The 21515-nt window shown below is 35.9% G+C and carries 18 protein-coding genes; 5 read left to right on the top strand and 13 right to left on the bottom strand.

All coding sequences use genetic code 11. The annotated features are described in order from the left end of the window. Window positions 1-245: 245 nt before the first annotated feature. Entirely contained in the window at window positions 246-1490 is a 1245-nt protein-coding gene (locus BAU17_RS10210) for an MFS transporter (RefSeq protein WP_420022108.1), read from the bottom strand. Window positions 1491-1670: 180 nt separating this feature from the next. Then, window positions 1671-2924: an MFS transporter gene (locus tag BAU17_RS10205; protein WP_161902722.1), complete on the bottom strand. Its 1254-nt coding sequence runs from the start codon at window positions 2922-2924 to the stop codon at window positions 1671-1673. Window positions 2925-3187: 263 nt separating this feature from the next. On the opposite strand from BAU17_RS10205, the gene BAU17_RS10200 reads away from it, so the two are divergent. Continuing rightward, window positions 3188-4825, top strand: a complete 1638-nt coding sequence (locus tag BAU17_RS10200; RefSeq protein WP_161902721.1) for a PucR family transcriptional regulator — start codon at window positions 3188-3190, stop codon at window positions 4823-4825. Window positions 4826-4856: 31 nt separating this feature from the next. Here the strand turns inward: BAU17_RS10200 and allD are convergent, their stop codons facing one another. From allD to BAU17_RS10170, 6 genes are all read right to left on the bottom strand, one after another. Continuing rightward, complete coding sequence (gene allD / locus BAU17_RS10195; RefSeq protein WP_161902720.1) at window positions 4857-5924, bottom strand: ureidoglycolate dehydrogenase; 1068 nt, start codon at window positions 5922-5924, stop codon at window positions 4857-4859. Between the two features lie 17 nt (window positions 5925-5941). Further along, window positions 5942-6727, bottom strand: a complete 786-nt coding sequence (gene allE / locus BAU17_RS10190; protein WP_161902719.1) for a (S)-ureidoglycine aminohydrolase — start codon at window positions 6725-6727, stop codon at window positions 5942-5944. Between the two features lie 16 nt (window positions 6728-6743). Then, window positions 6744-7973 (bottom strand): allantoate deiminase, encoded by a 1230-nt coding sequence (gene allC / locus BAU17_RS10185; RefSeq protein ID WP_161902718.1) that lies wholly within the window; start codon window positions 7971-7973, stop codon window positions 6744-6746. 154 nt (window positions 7974-8127) lie between these two features. Then, window positions 8128-9063, bottom strand: a complete 936-nt coding sequence (arcC, locus tag BAU17_RS10180) for a carbamate kinase (RefSeq protein ID WP_161902717.1) — start codon at window positions 9061-9063, stop codon at window positions 8128-8130. After that, window positions 9060-9893 carry an oxamate carbamoyltransferase subunit AllH family protein gene (locus tag BAU17_RS10175; protein WP_161902716.1) on the bottom strand — a complete coding sequence of 278 codons (834 nt, stop codon included), beginning with the start codon at window positions 9891-9893 and terminating at the stop codon, window positions 9060-9062. Before BAU17_RS10175 ends, arcC begins: the two co-directional genes overlap by 4 nt. Continuing rightward, complete coding sequence (locus tag BAU17_RS10170) at window positions 9886-12894, bottom strand: bifunctional FdrA/YlbE family protein (protein WP_161902715.1); 3009 nt, start codon at window positions 12892-12894, stop codon at window positions 9886-9888. Before BAU17_RS10170 ends, BAU17_RS10175 begins: the two co-directional genes overlap by 8 nt. Before the next feature lie 121 nt (window positions 12895-13015). On the opposite strand from BAU17_RS10170, the gene BAU17_RS10165 reads away from it, so the two are divergent. Genes BAU17_RS10165 through BAU17_RS10150 form a run of 4 tightly spaced genes read left to right on the top strand, consistent with a single transcriptional unit; the run spans window position 13016 to window position 16075 of the window. Further along, complete coding sequence (locus tag BAU17_RS10165) at window positions 13016-14587, top strand: PucR family transcriptional regulator (protein WP_161902714.1); 1572 nt, start codon at window positions 13016-13018, stop codon at window positions 14585-14587. Further along, entirely contained in the window at window positions 14580-15389 is an 810-nt protein-coding gene (locus BAU17_RS10160) for an alpha/beta hydrolase (RefSeq protein WP_161902713.1), read from the top strand. The genes BAU17_RS10165 and BAU17_RS10160 overlap by 8 nt, the downstream gene beginning before the upstream one ends. Before the next feature lie 60 nt (window positions 15390-15449). Then, window positions 15450-15746 carry a hypothetical protein gene (locus BAU17_RS10155; RefSeq protein ID WP_161902712.1) on the top strand — a complete coding sequence of 99 codons (297 nt, stop codon included), beginning with the start codon at window positions 15450-15452 and terminating at the stop codon, window positions 15744-15746. Between the two features lie 26 nt (window positions 15747-15772). Further along, complete coding sequence (locus BAU17_RS10150; RefSeq protein WP_161902711.1) at window positions 15773-16075, top strand: hypothetical protein; 303 nt, start codon at window positions 15773-15775, stop codon at window positions 16073-16075. 77 nt (window positions 16076-16152) lie between these two features. Here BAU17_RS10150 and alr read toward each other — a convergent pair whose 3' ends face one another. The 5 genes from alr to BAU17_RS10125 form a co-directional block, all read right to left on the bottom strand. Next, entirely contained in the window at window positions 16153-17379 is a 1227-nt protein-coding gene (gene alr / locus BAU17_RS10145) for an alanine racemase (protein WP_161902710.1), read from the bottom strand. Next, window positions 17379-17948 carry a D,D-carboxypeptidase/D,D-dipeptidase VanXY gene (gene vanXY / locus BAU17_RS10140; RefSeq protein WP_161902709.1) on the bottom strand — a complete coding sequence of 190 codons (570 nt, stop codon included), beginning with the start codon at window positions 17946-17948 and terminating at the stop codon, window positions 17379-17381. The genes alr and vanXY overlap by 1 nt, the downstream gene beginning before the upstream one ends. Next, window positions 17917-18975: a D-alanine--D-serine ligase gene (vanC, locus tag BAU17_RS10135; protein WP_161902708.1), complete on the bottom strand. Its 1059-nt coding sequence runs from the start codon at window positions 18973-18975 to the stop codon at window positions 17917-17919. The genes vanXY and vanC overlap by 32 nt, the downstream gene beginning before the upstream one ends. A 24-nt stretch (window positions 18976-18999) precedes the next feature. Then, complete coding sequence (locus tag BAU17_RS10130; RefSeq protein WP_161902707.1) at window positions 19000-19947, bottom strand: D-alanyl-D-alanine carboxypeptidase family protein; 948 nt, start codon at window positions 19945-19947, stop codon at window positions 19000-19002. 149 nt (window positions 19948-20096) lie between these two features. Further along, window positions 20097-21149 carry an aspartate-semialdehyde dehydrogenase gene (locus tag BAU17_RS10125; protein ID WP_161902706.1) on the bottom strand — a complete coding sequence of 351 codons (1053 nt, stop codon included), beginning with the start codon at window positions 21147-21149 and terminating at the stop codon, window positions 20097-20099. Window positions 21150-21515: the final 366 nt, after the last annotated feature.

Below are 21515 nucleotides of genomic sequence, written 5' to 3'. Positions count from 1 at the left end.
TTATAGGTTAATCTTTTCTTTTTTATTCGTCAATTACAAAAAGAGCTACACTACTAATCGTTTGATATAAAACGTTCAGACAAATACTTGTGATTCATCCTGTTTTTTTATCTTTCGATTTATAGTGTAACTCAGCTAATCTTTTTATTCCCTTTACATCCAATCATTCTGGCTTGCAGAATGATTATGCAACAGAATGCTTGTTCATAATTTGAACAGCATTCTGTTGCCTAGTCCCTCAGTTTTTATTGAATTGATTTTTCTTTAGCCAACACTGAGAATAAAACTAATCCGGCAATTAATAAAATACTAGCTACATAAAAACCAATCTGCATAGAACCTGTCGCATCTGCTAAATAACCTGTCAAATACGGTGCTAAGATAGAACCTGACATTCCAATGAAGTTGTATGCACTTAAAGTTGTTCCTAAAGACCCTTTCGGTGCATTACGCGTAACATATGTCACAATAATTGGATCCAATGCCAATTTCCCAGTCAAACCGTATAAAACTAGCATAGCAATTAAAATGGAACGATCTTGTACAAATGCAATAGCAAAAACAGAAAGAATTGCTAAAGGTACTAATGAGTAAACCATCAATTTTGTTTTTCCTAATTTATCATTGATACGTGCAAATAGTAATGCTCCTGGAATAGATGCCCAAGGAACTAATGAAGAAATGAAACCAACACTTGAACCTTCAAATCCACGCTCGGCAATTAAAAATTGAGGTAACCAAGTAATAATTACAAAGTTTGCATAGATACTTGCGAAACATAGAATGAAAGCTGCTAATAAATTACGATTAGAAAAAATTGCACCTAGAGATACTTTTGCTTGGCTTTCGTTGTCTGTTTCCTCTTTTTTACCCACATCTTCTGGACGAATTACTTTTTCTTTAAGCATTGTATAAAAAATAATACTCACAATTAATGTCGGAATAGCCATAATGAAGAATGGCTTACTCCAATGCTCGCCGTTTTCTAGTACTAATTTACTTGATAATAAATAACCCCCAGATGTTCCGAAAGCCATCCCACTATTAATAATTGCATTCCCTACTGTTCGTTTTTTATCAGGAATTGCTTCTGTAGATAGTGCATACTGAGGTCCATAATATGCTCCTTGTCCAATTCCAGCAAACGCACGAATCATTAAAAAGATTACAAATGTTGAAGCAATACCTGTTAAGTATGTCATCGCTGCTAAAACTAAAAATCCTATTGTGATGACTAACTTACGGCCATATTTATCTCCAATTGCTCCAAATGGAATTTGAGCAATTGCATATGTTAGAAAGAACACACTATTTGCTAAACCTAATTGTGTATTGCTTAAGCCATATTCTTCTCCAACAATTCCCATAACCGGGTTAAAAATTGTACGTGTTGCGTACATCAGTATCCAACCAACAAAGAAAATTGCAACAACTTTCATCCAATAGTTATTGCTAACTTTTACACCTGCTGGCCCTTTCTTCTCCATCATACTTTTTCCTCATTTCTGTGCTCATTTTAAAACAATACAAGCATTGTTTTATTGCCTTTATCTTAAATGTTAAGGGAATACGCTTACAATAGTACATTGTCCAAATTTTAACATCAATTTTTATCCTTAAAGCGAAAAAGTATGTGAGAGTAGCTTATTCTCACATACTTTATTTAAAAATTATTTAGATTTTTTCATATTTGCTGATAAAAATAGCAATGTTCCAACAACCAGCAGTACAACTGAAATATAAAAACCCATTTCTTTTGAACCCGTCATATCTGAAATAGACCCTGTTAAGCGAGGCGCAATAACCGAAGACATCATACCAAAGAAGTTAAATACACCTAGTGTCGTACCAACTCCAACTTTTGGTGCATTTTCTCCTAACCAAGAAATAATAATTGGTTCTACCGCTAATTTTCCTAAGAATCCATATAAGATTAAAGCAATTAATAAAAAGACTTGGTTGGTTGCTTGCACAGTAATTAATAACATTGCTGCTGCCAATAATTCTAAGACCACGATAAATTGAATCTTTTTATTCATAAATTTGTCAGCTAAACGACTAAATAGTAATGCTCCAGGAATTGATGCAAAAGCTACCAATGAAGCAGAAAAACCAATCGCTACTCCTTTGAATCCACGTTCAGTACCTAAGAAATTAGGTAACCAAGTAACTGTCATATAATAAGCGTAGCATGTGGCAAAATATAAAATATAGGTAAATAACATTCGTGGTGCAAACAAGCTCTTGAATGACACATCTTCTTTGACTTTTTCGGGTGTTGCTTGCTTTTTCTCTTCTAATTTTATTTTTTCAATAAAAGCTACATCGTCTTTATTTCCTCGAATAATCAAAGCAAAAGCAATTAACATACAAATAATTAATATAACTGAAATATACATCATGGTTTGCCAAGGCATTTGCATTTGAACAACTAATAAACTAGACAAAATTAAGCCAAAACCTGAACCAATTGCAGAACCGCTGTTTACAATTGCTGTAGAAAAGCTTCTTTTAGCTTGCGGAATATTTTGTGATGTTAAAGAATATGCTGCTCCATAAAATGAACCACAACCAATTCCGGCTAAGAAACTTCCTGCATAAATCATTCCAATACTTGTTGCTTGCGAGATTAAAAATGCTGCTATTGCAAATAAAATAAATCCTGGTAGTAAAACTTTTTTCTTACCAATTTTGTCGACTAGAAATCCAGCAGGAATTTGCATAATCACATAACCTAAAAAATAAAAACTTGAAATTGATCCTAAGGCGCTGTCAGAAATACCGCCACCTAACGAATCATTAATTTGTGGATATACTGGTGCTAATGCTGAACGATAAATCCAAATTGTCACCCAACCTGAACAAAGCAAAATAATTATTTTTTTCCAGTACTCCATACCAGAATGAACTGTTTTTGTTTCCATCCTATTTCCTCCATCCATGTAAATTGCTTTACAGTTAATTATTTTTATAGATTTTCGAGTAGTTTCATTGTATCGTCACATCCTCAGATATGAATATCTCAAAGAAAATATCAGCTAATACAACAAGATTAATTCATTCTCTCAAGTTTTAGACATATATTGTCACTTTTGCACAATTTGCGTCTAAAATGAGCGATTTTAACCAAAGAATAATTTGAGTCTCTACACCTTTTTTTATATAATGACCAAAAGGAGATGTTTTTGTGAAAACCTTAATCGATTTATTAACGATTCCTCGCTTTACAAATTTAACCTTACTTACCAATTCAGCAGACGCTACAAATGAAATCGAGAGCGTCGAGATTACGGAAACACCAGATATTGCACACTATATTCCTGAAAAAACCTTCATCTTAACAACAGCGATGTCTTACAAAGATAATCAGCAAGAGCTTTTAACACTCATTGATTCGTTAAAAGAAAAGCAGGCTGCTGGGTTAGGAATCAAAGTTGGACGATTTATTGAAGCAATTGATTCTGATGTTGTTACATATGCTAACCAAAAAAAATTACCTATTGTGCAAATACCTAGTACCATTCCGTTAGGTAGTTTGTTGCATCAATTGCTGAATTTATTACGATATACCAAAACTGAACAATTAAGTTATGCGCTAGATATTCAAAAGGAATTTTCTGATATGTTAGTAAATGACGTGAGTTACGAACGCTTCATTGATAGTTTTGGCGAATTAGTCAATGCACCAGTTATCTTACTGGATCCATGCAAGAAAATAATGGCTTATTCAAAGCATTTTTCTAAAATTACCGCATCTGCAAATTATTATGTTAGCCAATTATTACAACGTAGTTTCTCGTGGTTTCAAAAGAAAGAGCACTCATTATTAATTAAAGATTCAGATAATAAAAAATTGCAAGTTGCATACTATCCTGTTGAAAGTAATAGCTATTTTCCACACTACCTTATGATTTTGAATCCGGAACAAATACCTTATCCAGTCTCTGATTTTGCTATTGATCAAGCAAAATTAGTACTGTCATTTATGCTGTATAAAAACCAAAAAATTCAAGAGTCTTTAGATCATCTAAAAACTGACTTTTTGACACGCATGATAGAGTATCAACAATCCTCTTCTCCTAAAGAACGTGATTGGCTTGATTTAGGCATCAACTATGGATTAGTTAAAGCCCGACATTATCGTATTATTTACATCGCTATTCATAACTATGAGTCAAAAAAAATCCGCTATCAAGAAGAAGAAAGTCAAATTGCTTTTCAATGGTTACAAGAATCACTTACTCCGCAAATCAAAGATATGAGCTTATTTAAAATCAAAAATACCAATCATTTTGCCTTACTTATTCAACATAAGCTAGATAACGTAGAGGATATTTTATTAAAAAATATGAATGAACTAAAAGCAACTATTGGCATTCAACTAGTATTTGGTATTGGAAATGTCTACGATAATATTCAACAAGTAGCAAAATCATTCATTGAAGCAGAACATGCTTATAACGGACTATTAACAACATCGCTCACATTAGAGAAGCCAATTGCTTACTACCAACCACGCGGAATGCGCAATTTATTTGAAAAAATGAATATGACAGATATCCACTATTTTTGCGAGAGTACACTGAAAGAATTAGCATACCCTTCAGAAGATGCTTTTATCGAATTACGAAAAACACTCAAATACTATTTAGACTGTCAATGTGAAATTACTCAGACAGCCAAAGCTCTATTTGTCCATCGAAACACAATTAAATATCGTATTGAGCGTTGTTCGCAACTCCTTGGAAAAGACATTCATGACTCAGTAACTAGTCTTGACATTCGACTTGCCTTAGAGTTATCAGAAGAGACTTTGGAACAGTAATCATCTGAGAACAAGAGAAATCTTGTTCTCTTTATTCTTTTTCAGCAAAAGCGTTCGAGCCACCATATTTATTAAAGTGGACCGTATCACTTTTCAAATAATCATAAACACTGGTCGCAATAGGAATACCACTTTCCATATAATTTTCAAAATTCAATTGATTAATTTCACCCGGGTAATACACTTGTTTAAAACCTTCTGCTGTTGGAATTGCATGTAAATCATTTACCATTGTTTCAATATTTTCTTTAAATTGCGCTACATCTGTAAAACGTTTGGGATCAATTAAGATGAAAATTTGTCCTAAATCACGACCTTTTGTCAAATCGTTATACATAGACGACACATTCTTCCCAAAAGGTAACCCTAATAACATCCCCGACAAAATATCCACCATCATCATTAAACCAAACCCTTTCGGACCTGCAATTGGTAATAAACCATGAACATCATGAGGATTGGTAGTTGGTTTCCCTTCACTATCGACTGCCCATGTGTCTGGAATATCTTTGTTTTTAGAACGTGCATCTAAAATTTTGCCCCATGCCTGTACTGTTGTTGCCATATCAAAAACAACTGGATCACCAATTTTTCGTGGTGCTGCAAAAGCAATCGGATTTGTCCCAAAATAATTTTCTTTTCCGCCAAATGGCACAACCATTGGATCAGATTGGCACATCGAAATTGCAATTAAATCCTGTTGCGCAGCTTTTTTTACGTAATAAGAGAGCGCCCCGCTATGACTCATTTTATGAATACCAACGACTGCAACCCCCGATTCTTTTGCTACATCGATTGCATAGTCTAAACTCTTCAACGCCACAAATTGTCCGACACCATTCTCCCCATGAACGATTCCAGTACTTGGTCCCGTTTTTTCAAAAGTAATTTTCGGCTCAAGATTGACGCCACCTTTAGCGATTCGTTCAGCGTAATAATCTACACGAACAGCACCATGTGAATGAATCCCATTTGCATCTGCAAAAACAAGATGATTGGCAACTTCATTAGCATGCTCTGATTTCAATCCAGCCTTTTCTAATTTTGCTTGGATTAATCGATGTAATTCATTTGGTTGTACAGTAACTGTTTCTTCCATTTATATGCTCCTCTGCCTTAAATTTCAGGATCGCGGTTGCAATCTTTTGAATATACATAAGCTAATGGTTCTCCTCGACCAACAGCATATGCAGCTTGTTGTACATAAGAACCCATAAAAATGTAGTCCCCTTTTTCAACGGGGTACCATTCATTATCTAAGTTGTACATCCCCTTACCTGAAAGTAGGTAAGCACCATGCTCTTGATAGTGGGTTTCAACATAACCATGACTTGCACCAGGTTCAAATGACAAGATATGGAAATTCATATCAAAACCAAGGTCTTTAGGTAAGAAGTCCCATAATAAAACATCCTCCATCCCTTCATATTGAACAGGTTCAATATCTTCCATGTTACCTACCACTTTATGTGCTTCATAACCTTCTAATGGTTGATAACGTTTCTTATAAAGGAAAATCTCTGTTGGTTCCTCTTGGGCATTCTTCAAATACATCAATTGACTTACAGGAAAATAAGCATAACCACCCTTTGTAAGTTTATGCGTTTCTTTATCATCACGAACTTCCAATTCTCCTTGAATCACGTAGACAAATGTCTCCACACCTTCTCCACCAAATCCTCGATTATTTTCCCCATCTTTTTTCATTGTGATGATATAATCAACAAAATTTGCGCCAATTTGTTTAGAACCTAAAATTGAGCAATCACAGTTTTCAAATCCCGGAATGACATTATTTACTAAGCCATCGTGCGGTAGAATGGCAAAATTGTTTTTCTTAATTACCGCTCTGGATTGTAATAATCCATCTAAATATCCTGTGTTGTTGTTTTTGTATCCCATGTTTGTCTCCTACTTTCTACTCTTTATAAGCTAATTCATATAAGGTTTGTGCTAAGACTTTCACACCTGCAACTAAATCTTCATGTTTTGTTTCTTCTGCTGGATTATGGCTAATCCCTTTTATACTTGGCACAAAAATCATTGCAGAAGGGTAATGTGGTGCAATAATTTGTGAATCATGTCCCGCACCACTATGCATCACACGATAGTTCATTTCTTGTTCTTTCGCTGCTTGTTCAACTGCTGCAACGATTTCCTCGTTCATTGGTACAGGCGCTTCATCCATCCATAAATCAATATCAATGGATAAACCATGGTGTTCGGCCACTTCTTTCATTAACGCTTCGGCTTCTTCTGTGAAGTTTTTTAACACTTCTTTGTCCGTATGACGGCAATCCATGGTAAATAGCACTTCGCCTGGAACCACGTTGACTGTGTTTGGTTTTGGCTCCACTTTACCGAAAGTCACCACTAATGGGTCGCCCACTTCAACTGCACGATCAATAATTTCTGAACAAATTTTAGAGAACCCATAAACAGCGTCCTTACGGTAGCCCATTGGTGTGGTTCCCGCATGATTTGCTTCACCTTTTAAGACGATGGTGTAGCGTCGTTGACCAGCGATATTATTGACCACACCGATTTGTAAGTCTTGATTCTCTAACACATTTCCTTGTTCAATATGAATCTCTACAAAGGCTTTAATGTCGTCACGTTTTGCTTCGGTGTCATCACGGAAATCAAATCCTTGGCGACGCATTTCATCCACAAATTTTTTGCCTTCAAAATCACTAATCCCTTCGACATCTTCACGTTTTGCTTCACATACAAAGTTTTTACTTCCCCAGAAAACAGTTGGGAAACGGCTCCCTTCTTCTTCCGCCATCGAAATAACTTCCATTGAGCGTAAAGGTTTGCCATAAGTAGCTAATAAATATTGAATCGCAACATAAGCAGCAATCACGCCATATTGTCCATCTAAGGTCCCACCATTTACTACCGTATCAATATGTGATCCTGATAAGATGGTTTCTTCTGGATATTTGGTCCCTTCTACACGACCAAATAAATTTCCAACCGCATCAAAATGAGCAGTTAATCCTGCTTCAGTCAATTGTTTTTCTACATATTTTTGAGCATCTAACCAAGAATCGGTGTAAAGAAGTCTGGTCATACCACCTGTTGGATCGCTGCCAATCGCTGATAGATTAACAAGATTATCGGCTAATACTTTCTCTAAATCCATATTATTCAACATCTCCTTTGTTTGTTATCATCATTGTAAACGTTTTTTCACAAATTATCATTGTGCATTATTAACAAAAACAATTACTATTTTGTGCTAATTTGCTAAATAAAAAGCAAAAAAAAAGAGCTTAGAATATCTAAGCTCTTTTTTCTTAATCCGAAACAATAGTTGTTCCAGCATCATTTTGAATATTTTCTAAATTCTCAATTGAAGTAATCACGGCTTTGCGATTGCTTGCGCCTTTCACAAAGTCTAATGCTGCTTCAATTTTTGGTAACATGCTACCAGCAGCAAAATGCCCTTCTGCAATGTATCCTTCAGCTTCAGCAATACTGATTGTTTCTAAGGCTTTTTGATCCGGTTTGTTGTAATTGATATAAATGTTATCCACGCCCGTTAGTAAAATTAAACGATCTGCTTGAACATTTTCTGCTAAGACTTTTGATGTGAAATCTTTATCGATTACGGCTTCAACGCCCACGTATCCGCTATCTTGTGCAACAACTGGAATACCACCACCACCTGCACTAATTGTTACAACACCGCCTTGAATCATTGTACGAATCGCATCTTTTTCAACAATGTTTTGGGGTTGTGGCGAAGGAACAACTTTACGATAGCCTCGACCTGAATCTTCAATAAACGTTGAATTATCTTTTTTGGCTTCAATTTTTGCTTCTTCTTCTGTAAAGAATGGACCAATTGGTTTTGTTGGGTTTTCAAATGAAGGATCATTTACATCAACCTCTACTTGTGTGACAACCGATACAACTGGTTTTGTCACGTTGCGTTTAGAAAATTCATTATTTAACGCGTTTTGCAACCAATAACCAATACTTCCTTGGGTCATAGCTACACATGAATCTAGTTGTAATGCTGGATTCTTTTCACTTTCACCCGCTTTTTGTTGTAACAATAAATTTCCTACTTGGGGACCATTTCCATGGCAGATAACAACCTCTTCCCCTTTTTCTACAAAATCAACAATATATTTTGCTGCTTTTTTAATAAACTCTTTTTGACCAACATCTGTAGGATCGGTATCTAAGATAGCGTTACCACCTAATGCAATAACATTTAAACTCACGTGATTCTCTCCTTTTTCTCGTCATTACCCAGAGCCAACAATAAACCAAAACTTAAATCTTTCCCTGAGGAATGTCCAATTTTCATTATATGCTGTAGATCTTTTTTTATAACGGCTCTTTCTTTGTTTGCTTCTAAATCTACATAAAGTTGATAAACAAGCGAATTAACATAACCTTGAATCGAGTACCAAATATATTCTTTACTAATATCGGTAGTTGAAAGAGGCTGTTGCAAAGCAGTGAGAACTTCTTTTGCTCGGCTATCTTTCATGACATGTAGCATCACTAAATAGGCGACTAGAATATCATCCCCACTAGGCGTCAATCCCTTCCCTCTACCAACAAGATACGCAACAATTTCTTGCCATTCAAGTAGGGTTTTCCGTTTACTTTGACGCATTTTTTGAAAGATAATTTGCTCTTTGTTTTCTAAAGGTAAACCAATTTGTTGTTCTAAATTTGCTTCCAATAGAATTTCCTTTAGCAGTGCTTGTTGGGAAGTAGTTAATTGAAAATGTTTTACTTGTAGACTAACAATTTCATACTCTGTCCATGTAATTTTTTTAATTCCATCACGACTATACAACATCAATCCATTTGAGAAAATTTTCACGAGGTTATCTTGTTGTACATAAGGAGTCATCGCTTGGAAAAGATTATCTGGCAGGTAAATTCCAAAACTTGACAGGTAGCCCTCATAATTAGCAACATTCACTAAACGATTACCTACTTTAAGATTAAAAGAACGATCAAAAACGCTATGGATTTTTCCCATCTTACCAAATTGGTCGATGGGAAAAATGCCGTCGCTAATTTTTACGTTACTCAAAGTCGATTCCTAATTCACGTGCATAGGCTTCAAGAGCATTTTCGAAACATCCTAAAGGTGCGCGCACGGTACCAGCACCTACTTGTCCACGTCCTGCTTCTCTGTGAGCAATCCCAGTATTGATTAATGGTGTAATACCAGTTTCAACTACTTTACGAATATCAATTCCTAGACAAGTTCCTTTAAAGTCCCAAGTTGGAATCGTAAATGTTGGATTGTGCGTTACACAAATTTTAGCCATTTCATTAGAAATATCTAGCGCATCTTGGAAACCGCCCGCACCAACGAAACGAGTAACACCAGGAGCCGCTACCATTGCCATACCACCAACACCGACTGTTTCAGTGATTGCACTATCACCAATATCTGGATTACCATCTTCTTCTGAGAAGCCAGTAAAGTACAGACCTTTAGGCGTATTTACTGGTGCGTTATGCCAAGTATCACCGGTTTCAGCAATCCGAACCCCAAAGTCTACACCATTACGTGCCATGGTTGTCACGATTGTTCCTTTTGTATCTTTACGAGCACCATCGACAATTGCTTTGCCTGCAGCCATCATAATATTCAAGAAATATTGATCCGTATCTGCTAAGAATTTGATAACGTCATATTTATCTTCCTCAGAAATGTCTAATTTAGTAATTAAAGGTGCCATTTCTTTCAAGAAGTTCAATGAAGCAGCGATGTTACGTTGATGGAACTCATCCCCCATTGTAATCGAACGAGCCATTAATACATTTAGGTTCAAGCCTTCTTCTGTCGTTTGTAATGCCTTAGATAAGGTTGGTCCTAAGACGTTTTGAATCCAAGTTAAACGATCGACTACTTCTTGAGAATACGCACCAAATCGTAAAACTTTTCCGATACCTTCATTTAAAATACAGTATGCGCGATTTCCAGTTAAACGGTTTTCAACCACATTCATTGGCATATTTGCTGAAGAAATTCCACCCATTGGACCTACAGCTTGCACATGATGACAAGGGATAAATCGGACTTCGCCATTTTCAAATAAAGCTAGAGCTTCTTCTTCTGTTTCTGCCCAACCTTCATACAAAGCAGCTCCTAAACAAGCACCTTGCATTGGTTTTGTCATTGCATCCCACTCAATTGGCGGTCCTGCATGTAATAATGTTTTTTGTTCTTCATTTAATTCAGGAATAACTGTTTTAGCTGGCACAACGTCGATTAAGAATGGTTGCGCATTTTGCATCTTATCAATTACTTTTTGATTTTCAGCTGCAATTTCTTCTTCACGTTCTTCCAGTGCATCTAAAATACGAATCATTTTCTTATTCCCGCTTGCACGTGGTCTCCAGTTGAATTGCTCTGACTTACCGCCATATTCAACAATTGATTCGTTAAAACTTTGTAACCCAATGTTAATAATTCGTGGTTTTGTATTTAGTAATTCCATCACTTTTTCGCCAGCAGCAGGTACGTCAATGGTTGTTCCTTCATAAGGCACGACTTCTTTATCCTCTTCAGTGAATTCAATACCTTTTAATAATAGAGCTAAGCGAACTGCTTTGGCATTACTATCTTCAACATATACACCTGCATCTTTTAGGCGTTTAACAGTTTCATGATAGTTTTGAGGATCTTTTGTTGTTCCACAAACTGTTGCAACAAAATGCAAGTCACGTCCATCAGCTTTTGCTGTTTGGCGTGCTTCCTCAATCGCAGGTAATAATGCACTAGCCATGTCTTCATGCGCACCATAACCAATCACGACATCGAATAAAATAATTCCTGTCGCTGCATCAGTTGCATATTCACGAATTTTATTAATACGAACTTCTGGATCAATCATTGGGTGAGGTTTACCTTGTGTATAAATATCGTCTCCTAAATCCATCACTTCATAACCATGTGATTTTAAAACATAACCTTCTTTTTTCACTAATCCCTCTAACCCTAATGCTTCAGAAATCAACATACCTGCTTCAGAAGCCAATGTTCCACCAGAATATAAACCTTTTACTACCTTATCTTCTGCTAAGACAGGTGCATCTGGTTTAGCAATTGGTTCTAAATAATTAGCTTTTACAGCCTCTTCGTTTGCTAAATCAACCGCAATGCGTGCAGTTTCTTCTAATGTGTGTGCCAAGTAAACTTTACCTTCATGTGCTTCAGGTTTTTCACCTAAGAAAATAGCAACAACTGGTTTAGAAATACTTTGCAATAATTGCACAACTTCATCGCGAACTTCTTTTGCAGGTGGTTTAGAGATGACACATACCACATCTGTTGGCTCGTGATTTTCTAACGCAACGATGGCATCTTTCATTGTAATAGCGCCAACTTTATCACTTAAATCGCGTCCACCAGTCCCAATAGCATGCACAACTCCGCCACCTAGGCGATCAATAATTGTTGTTACTTCTTGAATCCCAGTACCAGAAGCACCTACTACACCAATGTTTCCTGGTGAAACAACATTGGTAAATGCGATAGGAATACTAGAAATGATTCCTGTACCACAGTCAGGCCCCATCATTAATAGCCCTTTTTCATGAGCTAATTTTTTCAAACGAACTTCGTCTTCAATTGGAATATTGTCTGTAAATGAGAAAACATGTAAATCATTTTTTAAGGCTTTTTCCATTTCAGGTGCTCCATATTCGCCTGGAATACTGAATAATGCAACATTCGCATCAGGTAAAGCTTCTAATGCCTCGGCCCAAGTAGTTGATGCTGCTTTTTCCTCGGAGCCACCTTTTGAAGATAAATCACTTAGAAATTCATCAACAGCCGGCAATACTTCGTCCATAATATTTTCTTCTTCACTGTCTACAACAATCATTAAATCATTGGCAGAAGCGGATTCTGCTTCAGGTGTCAACAAATCAGTATTACGTAAAATATCTTTGTTTGCATCTGTTCCCATCATAATTTGACTCATTGTTACGGTTGAAAATTCATTGATTTTGTTTGTTAACAACATCAAATTAATTGAATCTTGGTAGTTATTCTTTAAAATAACTGTCTTTAACATAATTCTTCCTCCTTTGATTACTTTCATCCTTATTGTAAAATATCTTGTTTGCGTTTACACTGGATAAAAGGCTAAATTTATTTTATCTTTTTTATCCAGAAAGCGCAAAAGAGGGAAAAATATGAAAATTAAAGAATTAATGGCACTCGAACTATTTCAATCATGTAAGTTATTAACAAAAGAGATTGGTTTAGATAACGAAGTTGATTCAGCAATGGTTTTGGAAGCCTTAGATATTGAAAATTGGAGCCAAAAAAATCAATTAATTTTAACTTCATTCTACGCATTTAATGATTTACCGGAATCAGAGTTTGCCACTTTTTTTGAAAAAATGAAAAAAGTTGGTGTTAGTGGCTTGGTTGTTAAAATGGATCGGTTAATTACGATGATTCCCGACTGGTTAATTGACTATTGTTTCATTTACGAAATTCCTTTAATTAAAGTAGAACAAGAAATCAGCTACGAAAAAATCATTCTAACAATCTATGAACCCTTATTAAATCATCGTGGCCATTTGCTTCGTACCTACTATGATGTACGCCAACGATTCACAAAAGTAGGTCGTAATGTGCATTCATTTGAGAATATTATGGAAACTTTTTACCAATTAATTCAGTTACCATGTTCATTAGATATTCCATCTCTAAACATCCATTTACATTACGATAGTCCGTTTGAAATTGCGAACATATTAGAGAGAAGCTATGTACAAACAAATGAGTTCACTAAAAACATTTACCAGCGAATTACTTTTAACACTAGCTCTGGCCAACAAATGACAGCTTTAGCATCCGAAATAGTGACACCTTTTGACCAATTATCAACCTTAATGGTGTACCAACAAGGTGAAATAATTACTGAATCACAAATGATGATTTTAGAAAACGTCATTGACATCATCTACGAACGTTTACAGACTGAATACTTAATAAAAAAAGACCGTTACACTCGTTTGAATAACTTAGCAGATGCTATTTTACAAAATACGCCAACCAGTCCAGATGAATTAAATAGCTTATTGGATGATGCAAAAATCAATCATCATAGATATTATCAAGGGATTGCTTTTTCTTCTAAAAATGGCGATACGCAGGCATTAGATCGCAATATTTTAAAACAGTTATGTGCACTACGTCCTAAACGCATCTTTTTTGAGCACTATAACTATACGATTATTTTATTCAACTTAGAAACACCTGAAAAAGAAATCCAAAAAAAGGAGATTCAAAAACTATTTGATACGTCTTTTATCAAAGCACATGAATTGACTTTCTCGATGAGTCTTGTAAAAGAAAAGAAAGGCTTAAAAGAAATTTTACTAGAATGCTTAGATGCGATTCGTTTCAATCAAGTTCTACAAATCGATCCAGTCGTCTCAATTAGCGATTTAGGTATCTTCCGCTATTTCATGCAAGAAGAGCAACTTGACCAATTGGAGCGACTTATTCCTAAACAACTAAAAAAGCTTTGGGAACAATCACCCGACCTTTTCGATACGCTGTATACATTTTTTCAATCTGGTCGTAATTATAAACGAACAGCCGAAATTCTCTTTCTCCATTCGAAAACAATCCGTTATCGTTTAAATAAAATCGAAGGGTTACTTAAAATTGATTTGACAAATCCGCTACAATTAGTTAATTATGAAATCGGAACTTATTTATTACATCAAAGGAGCGAAAATAATGACTAATCTTACCTTGTCTACTGGCGCAACAGTCACAGTTACCTCCCCTACGGATGATCAGCATAAATTTATGCTTTATTTTCATGGTGGTGGCTTTGTCTATGGTAGCAAAAATGATTTACCACAAGCACTAGCACAACACTTTTTAACAGCAGGTTACACTATTTTAGCAGTGGATTACTTATTGGCACCCAATCATTCACTGAAAGAAATTTTAACGTCAATCCGACAAACATTCGCTGAACTAAAACAAACAATGATTAAAGATGCCCCTTTTAGTTTCTGTGGGCGTTCCGCAGGTGGATACGCAATTCTATCCTTAACTGCTCATTTATTAGAAACCGAAGAAACATTGCCTGAAAATCTTGTAAATTTTTATGGTTATTATGATTTGGACTTTATCAACAACCCTCGCCAACTTTCTGATTTGACGATTACATCGGAGATGATTGCTACCATCGATCAAGAAAGTACAGTTTGGGATGACCCCTTACTACAACGCTCTGTATTATATATGTATGGTGTGCAGCAACAAAAAATGGCTGAGTTTTACCAAGTCACCGATGAATCGATGGACGATTTTGCTATTTCTCAAGAACAGTTGAAACAATTTCCACGGACATTTAGCACTGCAAGTACCACAGATGAGGAAGTTCCTTTTAAATACAGCAAATCTTTAAAACGTTTAATACCTAACTGTAAATTCGTCCCGGTTTATGATTTATCCCATGACTTTTTAAAACAACCAGAACATGAACAAGTCCAAAAAGTTTTTACACAATTAGAAAATTGGCTTCAATCGAACTAAGGCAAATATATTTACCAGTGAAAACGTCTCCGATATACTTATATCAAAGGAGGCGTTTTTATGTTTGATGCTATTTTAGCGATTGTTATCATCATTGTAATGTTGGTTGTTCTTCGAACGATTTTTAATTGGCGTATGAAACTTGCATTAAATCAGTCAATCAAACACGAAGAAAAAAGAGTTCCTTCACTTTCTGATGAAGCATTGCAGAAGCGAATCAGCCAAGCAGAAAAAATTCATGGAAATAAATTTTTGAATGGGTTTATTGGGTTATTCTTCGCTAAAGGTTATACAGCATATAAAGAGCAACTGATGCAATTGTATAGACAAGAAGCGACTAAAAGGGGTATTTTATAAAAAATTGAATAATGGAGGCGTTAACTATGAATGAGTGGTTATATATTATTGGGTTATTGATACTTTTGGTTGTTATTATGGTTGGTTTCCGTTTCTTAATGATGAAGATGTACAAATCTGGTCTAAATAAAGAAGAAACAAAAGTAAAGAATTATTCGGATAAAGTCTTATTAAAAAGATATAAAAATTTAGATAAAACACGCAAAAATAAATTTTTAGCTTGGTATACAATGGGATTCTTCTTTTATAAGGAATACCTCCAATACCTTGAGTCCTTATATCAAATTTATCGACAAGAAGTATTAAGTCGTGGGTTGATGGGACAATAATGCTAATTGATTCCGTAACAAAAAAGCTAGTTTGACTGAAATTATTCAGCCAAACTAGCTTTTTTACGTTATACTTATTATTTCATCTGGACAGATAACCTTGTTCCTAAGCGACTAAGGACTTCATTTGTTAGAGAGTCTGATTTTGATGCCAATTCTTCAAAACTATTGCCAATCGTTAAGTATGCATCGACTTCACAATCAGAGATATTGGTTAAATCCACCAGTAACATATCCATACAAATCCGACCAATTTGAGGAATTCGTTGCTTCCGATAAGTAAAATAAACATGTTGATCACCTAACATTCGCGTAATCCCATCTGCATAACCAATACTCACGATGCCGATGACTTTATCTTCATTAAAATACGTATCTAAACCATAACCAATCAGTTGACCTTTTGCGACTGTTTTTTTCGCAATTAGTCTGGCTTGTATCGATAGAATCGGTTTTAAATTTACTGGGATATTGGTCGCTAGCATTCGTTCACTGTGAACACCGTACAGTCCAATTCCTAAGCGAACATAGTCATACGCAAGATTCGCATAATTTAAAATACCGTACGTACTTTGTAAATGAGTAATACCGACAGCAACGCCCATCATTCGTAATTCTGCTAAGACATTATCAAACCGACGAATTTGACGCTCTGTCCGTTGAATAGCAGTTCGATCCAAACTGTCTGACGAACCAAGATGCGAAAAAATGCCTTGAATGTTTAAATAATCGGATTGATAGAGTCGATAGATAGCCTTACTATCTGGTGCAACGCCCAAGCGATGCATACCAGTATCAATTTCAAGATGACATTGTATCTCCACTTGTTGCTGTTGCAAGCGTTCCGCATACTCCTCGCTAATAATCGCTTGCGTGAGTGCATAATTTCTGATTTCTTTGATGCGTTCAACCGGTGTATAACCTAAAATTAACAGTTGTCCCTTAATTCCGCGCATGCGTAAATGAATCGCTTCATCAATTGTCGCTACAGCAAAAAAATCAATCTTTTCTCGTTCCAGTTCACGCGCGATGACGACATCTTCACAGCCATACCCATTCGCTTTAATGACCGGCATAATTTTGGTGTTTTCTGGAATAATCTGTTTGATTGTGTTTAAATTCGCTAGTAATGCACGGCAATCAATAACTTTTTGGGCACGCATCTCAGGTGAGAATAAAGTCTGCTTTACTTGATAAATTATCCGCACAATTGCCCGACTAATAAACATACGCAAAATAATTGAATGGAAGACAATCAATATTTTTGTTCGTAACTGCTGGCTCTTTTTTTGCTTCTTATTCATTACTTAGACACTTCTTTCAGATATTCAAGGTATTCTTCTAATACCCATCCTTGATTCATGATAATTTCACTATGGGGTAATCCTACAAAGCGAAAATGCCAAGGTTCATAGGCAATCCCCGTCAACTCTTCTTTATTTTTAGGATAGCGTAAAATAAAACCATAATACTTCATTTGACTTAAAAACCGCGCCACCACTGCTCCTTTATCAAAATTCGGACAAATCGGGTGGTGCTCTGCATCGGCCAAACCGATATCAATCGCCAGTCCGCTTTGATGTTCACTGCACCCAGGTAAAGCAACATATTTTCGAGTAAATTGTTCGCCATGTTCAAGCAATGATTGTTGCCACAATGCCGACTGCATCTCCTCTGTACGATAACCGTCCAACACCACAATTTGCTCAGTCGCGTCAATTGCTGTGATTAATTTTGTTAACTGTTGTGCTACGCTAGCATGGATTAATACATGCTCTTTTGCATAAGGAGCTGGGACAAATTCCTGCATATTGGCCGCTTGTATTATTGGAAACTCACGATTAATTAATTGTAGGTACTTGTTTGTTCGCATATTCTTTCTCCGCCAATTCAATTAGTTTTTGGACAATGTCTATATAAGTGACCCCTACTTTCGCCATCATGGTTGGAAATCTGGAATGTGAAGTAAATCCCGGCATCGTGTTTATTTCATTTAATAGAATTTGGCCCTCCTCAGTCAGAAAGAAATCAATTCTTGCTAGTCCCTTACAACCTAGCTGACGATACAATGTTTCTGCAGATTTTTTAATCGTCATCGAAACTTCTTCTGGAATTTGTGCGGGTATTTGAATCGTTGTCGTAACCATTTGATATTTCTCTGTGTAATCAAAAAATTCTTTGGTTAATTGAATTTCATCGCACTCACCAATAATCAACTGCTCATTTCCTAAAATAGCACAGCCGATTTCAACCCCTGTTACTTCAGTTTGAATAATAGCTTGCGTACCAAATTGCCAAGCGGTTTTTAAAGCATCTTGTAGTCCCAATAAATCATGGACTTTTTCAATCCCTTTAGACGAACCTGCTTCATTTGGTTTTACAAACAGAGGAAAACCATGCGTCAAAACAAACTGACTAATTTCAGCGAGTTGATAATGATGTTTTGATACCAACAAAGCAGGTGTGCTTTGAATACCGACACTTTTAGCAAATCGATGCAATAAATACTTATTCATACATAAAGCCGACACAGTGACACCACAGCCAACATACGGCAACTGCATTAATTCAAATAAGCCTTGGATACACCCATCTTCCCCAAATTTCCCATGTAATACTGGAAAAATAACATCTGGTGTAATTGTCACTCCTGCACAAAGAAAGCCATTGCCATTTAACAACGGGACAGCTTTTACACAATGCTCATCAGAAAACCAAAGATTACTCGCAATTTTATCTGTTTTACCGGCATAATGAATCCATTCTCCCTCTTCCGTAATGCCAATTTTAGTTATTTTATAGTCTAATTTTTCTAATACTTGAATCACAGCAGTTGCTGAAATTAAAGATACCTCATACTCCGCAGAGTTTCCTCCGAAAATGACGGCAATATTTTTCATCTTATTTTTCCTCACTTTTCAATTTTATATCGATGACACCTGTGAAATAGTGTTGTACATGGTCACTGCATCAGTAACGTTATATTGTTCGGTCAGTGGATTCCCATCGGCTCCTGTGCTGACCAATAAATAGACCTTGCCATTGATTTCAGCAATGGAAGCAAGACAAAGACCAGCCTTTTGGGTATAACCTGTTTTTCCACCAAGTATTTTTCCTTCTTTTAATGCTAAGTGATTACCTTCGCGTAATAAAGTACTCTTAATGTAATAGCCTTCTGGTTCGTACCTTTTTGCATCTGTCGTGTATTCTAATGTTGTAAACACTTCATAAAAGGCTTCGTTCTTCAATGCTTGTTCTAGCAAAACAGCTAAATCAGCTACCGTTGAATAATGATTGAGTGCATCTAATCCTGTTGCATTACTGAAATGAGTATTTTTCAACCCCAATTGCTGACCGTACTGATTCATTAACTTGGCAAACTCTTTTTCACTCCCAGCAATGAAATTCGCTGCGACAATTGAGGCATCGCCACCCGAAGGCAACATAATGCCATAAGCTAAATCTTTAATTGTTACTTCTTCATCACGTCCAAAACCGGACAAAGAGGCTCCTTCAGCGCTTAACTCATCAATGATTGCCCCATCAATTGAAACAACCGCATTTAGATTTTCTGCCTTGTCTAACAGAATATATGCCGTCATAATTTTGGTTAATGATGCTATCTCTGTTTTTTTATCTTCCTTTCGACTCACTAATACTTGATTTGAAGACAACTCTTTTAACAAATATTGTTGACTATGAATACCAGATACCTTGAATTGTTTTTGACTCGCTGTGTGATTCTCAATTTCCCACTGATTATTAACAAGAGCGTCTCTTTCAAAAGAACCTTCTTGCTTGTTAAATTGATAGAATGCTGCAGTTGATATCAGCGCCAAACTGACACCGATTGTTAATAATTTTCCTTTCATCTATCCTCACCTCAGGGAAAAATATAACAATAAAAACATATCTAGTTATAAAGTATTTATGTAGGAAATCTTATTTTTTATTAAGAATTTCGTTTTTTTGGCAAAAAAAACAAGCATTCTCGTTTCGAATGCTTGTCATTCCTATTTTTCTACACGCGGACTAAATCCATTTCGTGCAAAGTTTCAGCGATTTGCACAGAGTTCCATGCAGCACCTTTTAACAAGTTGTCAGAAACAACCCATAAATGGAAGCCATTATCAACGTCCACATCTTTACGGATTCGTCCAACAAACGTTTCTTTCTTGCCGATACTGTTCAATGCTTGTGGATAGATTTGTTGACTCGGATCATCTTCTAAAACTACCCCTGGTGCATTTTCCATTAAGGTACGAATATCAGCAACAGTCAAAGCTTCTTTGGTCTCAATATAAACTGACTCCGAATGCCCGCTAGCAACAGGAATACGAACACAAGTAGCAGATACTTTAATTGCATCGTCTTCCATGATTTTTTTCGTTTCATTAATCATTTTCCACTCTTCATACGTATAACCTTCTTCAGCAAAGACATCAATTTGTGGCAAGGCATTGAAAGCTAGTGGATAATGTTTTTTATCCCCACTACATGGAAGAATTTCAGCAGTTAATTCTTCTTTTGGTGTGCCATTCAAATAAGCTTGTGTTTGTTCTTCTAATTCTTTAATCGCACTCGCACCCGCGCCTGATACTGCTTGATAAGTTGAAACAATCACACGTTCTAAGCCAGCTTTTTGACGAATAGGTTCTAAAGCAACCATCATTTGAATCGTTGAACAATTCGGGTTGGCGATAATGCCTTTGTGTTTTTTCAATGCCTCTTTATTGACTTCTGGTACTACTAATGGCACTTCTGGGTCCATGCGGAAATGGCTTGTATTATCGACAACGACCGCTCCTCGTTTCACCGCTTCTGGGGCAAATTGTTTCGAAATACCGCCACCAGCACTAAATAACGCAATATCAATTCCTTCAAATGAATCGGGAACCAATTCTTCAATTACTAATTCTTTGCCATTGAATACAGCTGTTTTACCAGCAGAGCGCTTAGATGCTAATAACTTAACCTCTTTAATGGGTAATGTCGTTTGCTCTAACATCTCAATCATTTTTGTGCCTACTGCACCTGTAGCTCCTACAACTGCAAGACGATATCCTGAATCCATCTAAACAACTCCTTTAATTTTTACAGCATTTTCATCATTTTATCATATTTACAGGAAATGCCAAGTGTTCCAGTTCAAAAATATTTCGTAATCGCTTTTTATTTGGTAAATATCCAAAAATCAACATAAAAATTCATTTTTTCACCAAAATCATGGTCCTTTTTTCAAAATAAGTCGGTCTTTACACGAATATTTAATGAGAATTTTCTAATTATCAGATTTTTTCGTCATTTAAATGGTTTTTATTTGTGAAAAACCCCTTCCATGTTCTATACTTAGGGTAGGAAGAATTTTGGGGAAGATTCTTCGCAACGTGTATAGGAAGCTCTGTTCCTATTTAATAATGAAAGATAAAGGAAACAAGAA

Source organism: Candidatus Enterococcus willemsii, from assembly GCF_009933335.1.
Lineage (GTDB): Bacteria > Bacillota > Bacilli > Lactobacillales > Enterococcaceae > Enterococcus_F > Enterococcus_F willemsii.
The sequence above is the reverse complement of the archived record's forward strand: the minus strand, read 5'-3'. Positions and strand labels throughout refer to the sequence as shown.

What these genes read in the sequence shown, in the direction of transcription:
- BAU17_RS10155 (WP_161902712.1), top strand. Translation starts at nt 15,450, where the DNA reads ATGTTTGATGCTATTTTAGCGATTGTTATCATCATTGTAATGTTGGTT.
- vanXY (WP_161902709.1), bottom strand. Translation starts at nt 17,948, where the DNA reads ATGCGAACAAACAAGTACCTACAATTAATTAATCGTGAGTTTCCAATA.
- allE (WP_161902719.1), bottom strand. Translation starts at nt 6,727, where the DNA reads ATGGGATACAAAAACAACAACACAGGATATTTAGATGGATTATTACAA.
- BAU17_RS10125 (WP_161902706.1), bottom strand. Translation starts at nt 21,149, where the DNA reads ATGGATTCAGGATATCGTCTTGCAGTTGTAGGAGCTACAGGTGCAGTA.
- alr (WP_161902710.1), bottom strand. Translation starts at nt 17,379, where the DNA reads ATGAATAAGAAGCAAAAAAAGAGCCAGCAGTTACGAACAAAAATATTG.
- BAU17_RS10165 (WP_161902714.1), top strand. Translation starts at nt 13,016, where the DNA reads ATGAAAATTAAAGAATTAATGGCACTCGAACTATTTCAATCATGTAAG.
- BAU17_RS10150 (WP_161902711.1), top strand. Translation starts at nt 15,773, where the DNA reads ATGAATGAGTGGTTATATATTATTGGGTTATTGATACTTTTGGTTGTT.
- BAU17_RS10210 (WP_420022108.1), bottom strand. Translation starts at nt 1,490, where the DNA reads ATGATGGAGAAGAAAGGGCCAGCAGGTGTAAAAGTTAGCAATAACTAT.
- BAU17_RS10160 (WP_161902713.1), top strand. Translation starts at nt 14,580, where the DNA reads ATGACTAATCTTACCTTGTCTACTGGCGCAACAGTCACAGTTACCTCC.
- allC (WP_161902718.1), bottom strand. Translation starts at nt 7,973, where the DNA reads ATGGATTTAGAGAAAGTATTAGCCGATAATCTTGTTAATCTATCAGCG.
- BAU17_RS10170 (WP_161902715.1), bottom strand. Translation starts at nt 12,894, where the DNA reads ATGTTAAAGACAGTTATTTTAAAGAATAACTACCAAGATTCAATTAAT.
- BAU17_RS10130 (WP_161902707.1), bottom strand. Translation starts at nt 19,947, where the DNA reads ATGAAAGGAAAATTATTAACAATCGGTGTCAGTTTGGCGCTGATATCA.
- vanC (WP_161902708.1), bottom strand. Translation starts at nt 18,975, where the DNA reads ATGAAAAATATTGCCGTCATTTTCGGAGGAAACTCTGCGGAGTATGAG.
- allD (WP_161902720.1), bottom strand. Translation starts at nt 5,924, where the DNA reads ATGGAAGAAACAGTTACTGTACAACCAAATGAATTACATCGATTAATC.
- BAU17_RS10205 (WP_161902722.1), bottom strand. Translation starts at nt 2,924, where the DNA reads ATGGAAACAAAAACAGTTCATTCTGGTATGGAGTACTGGAAAAAAATA.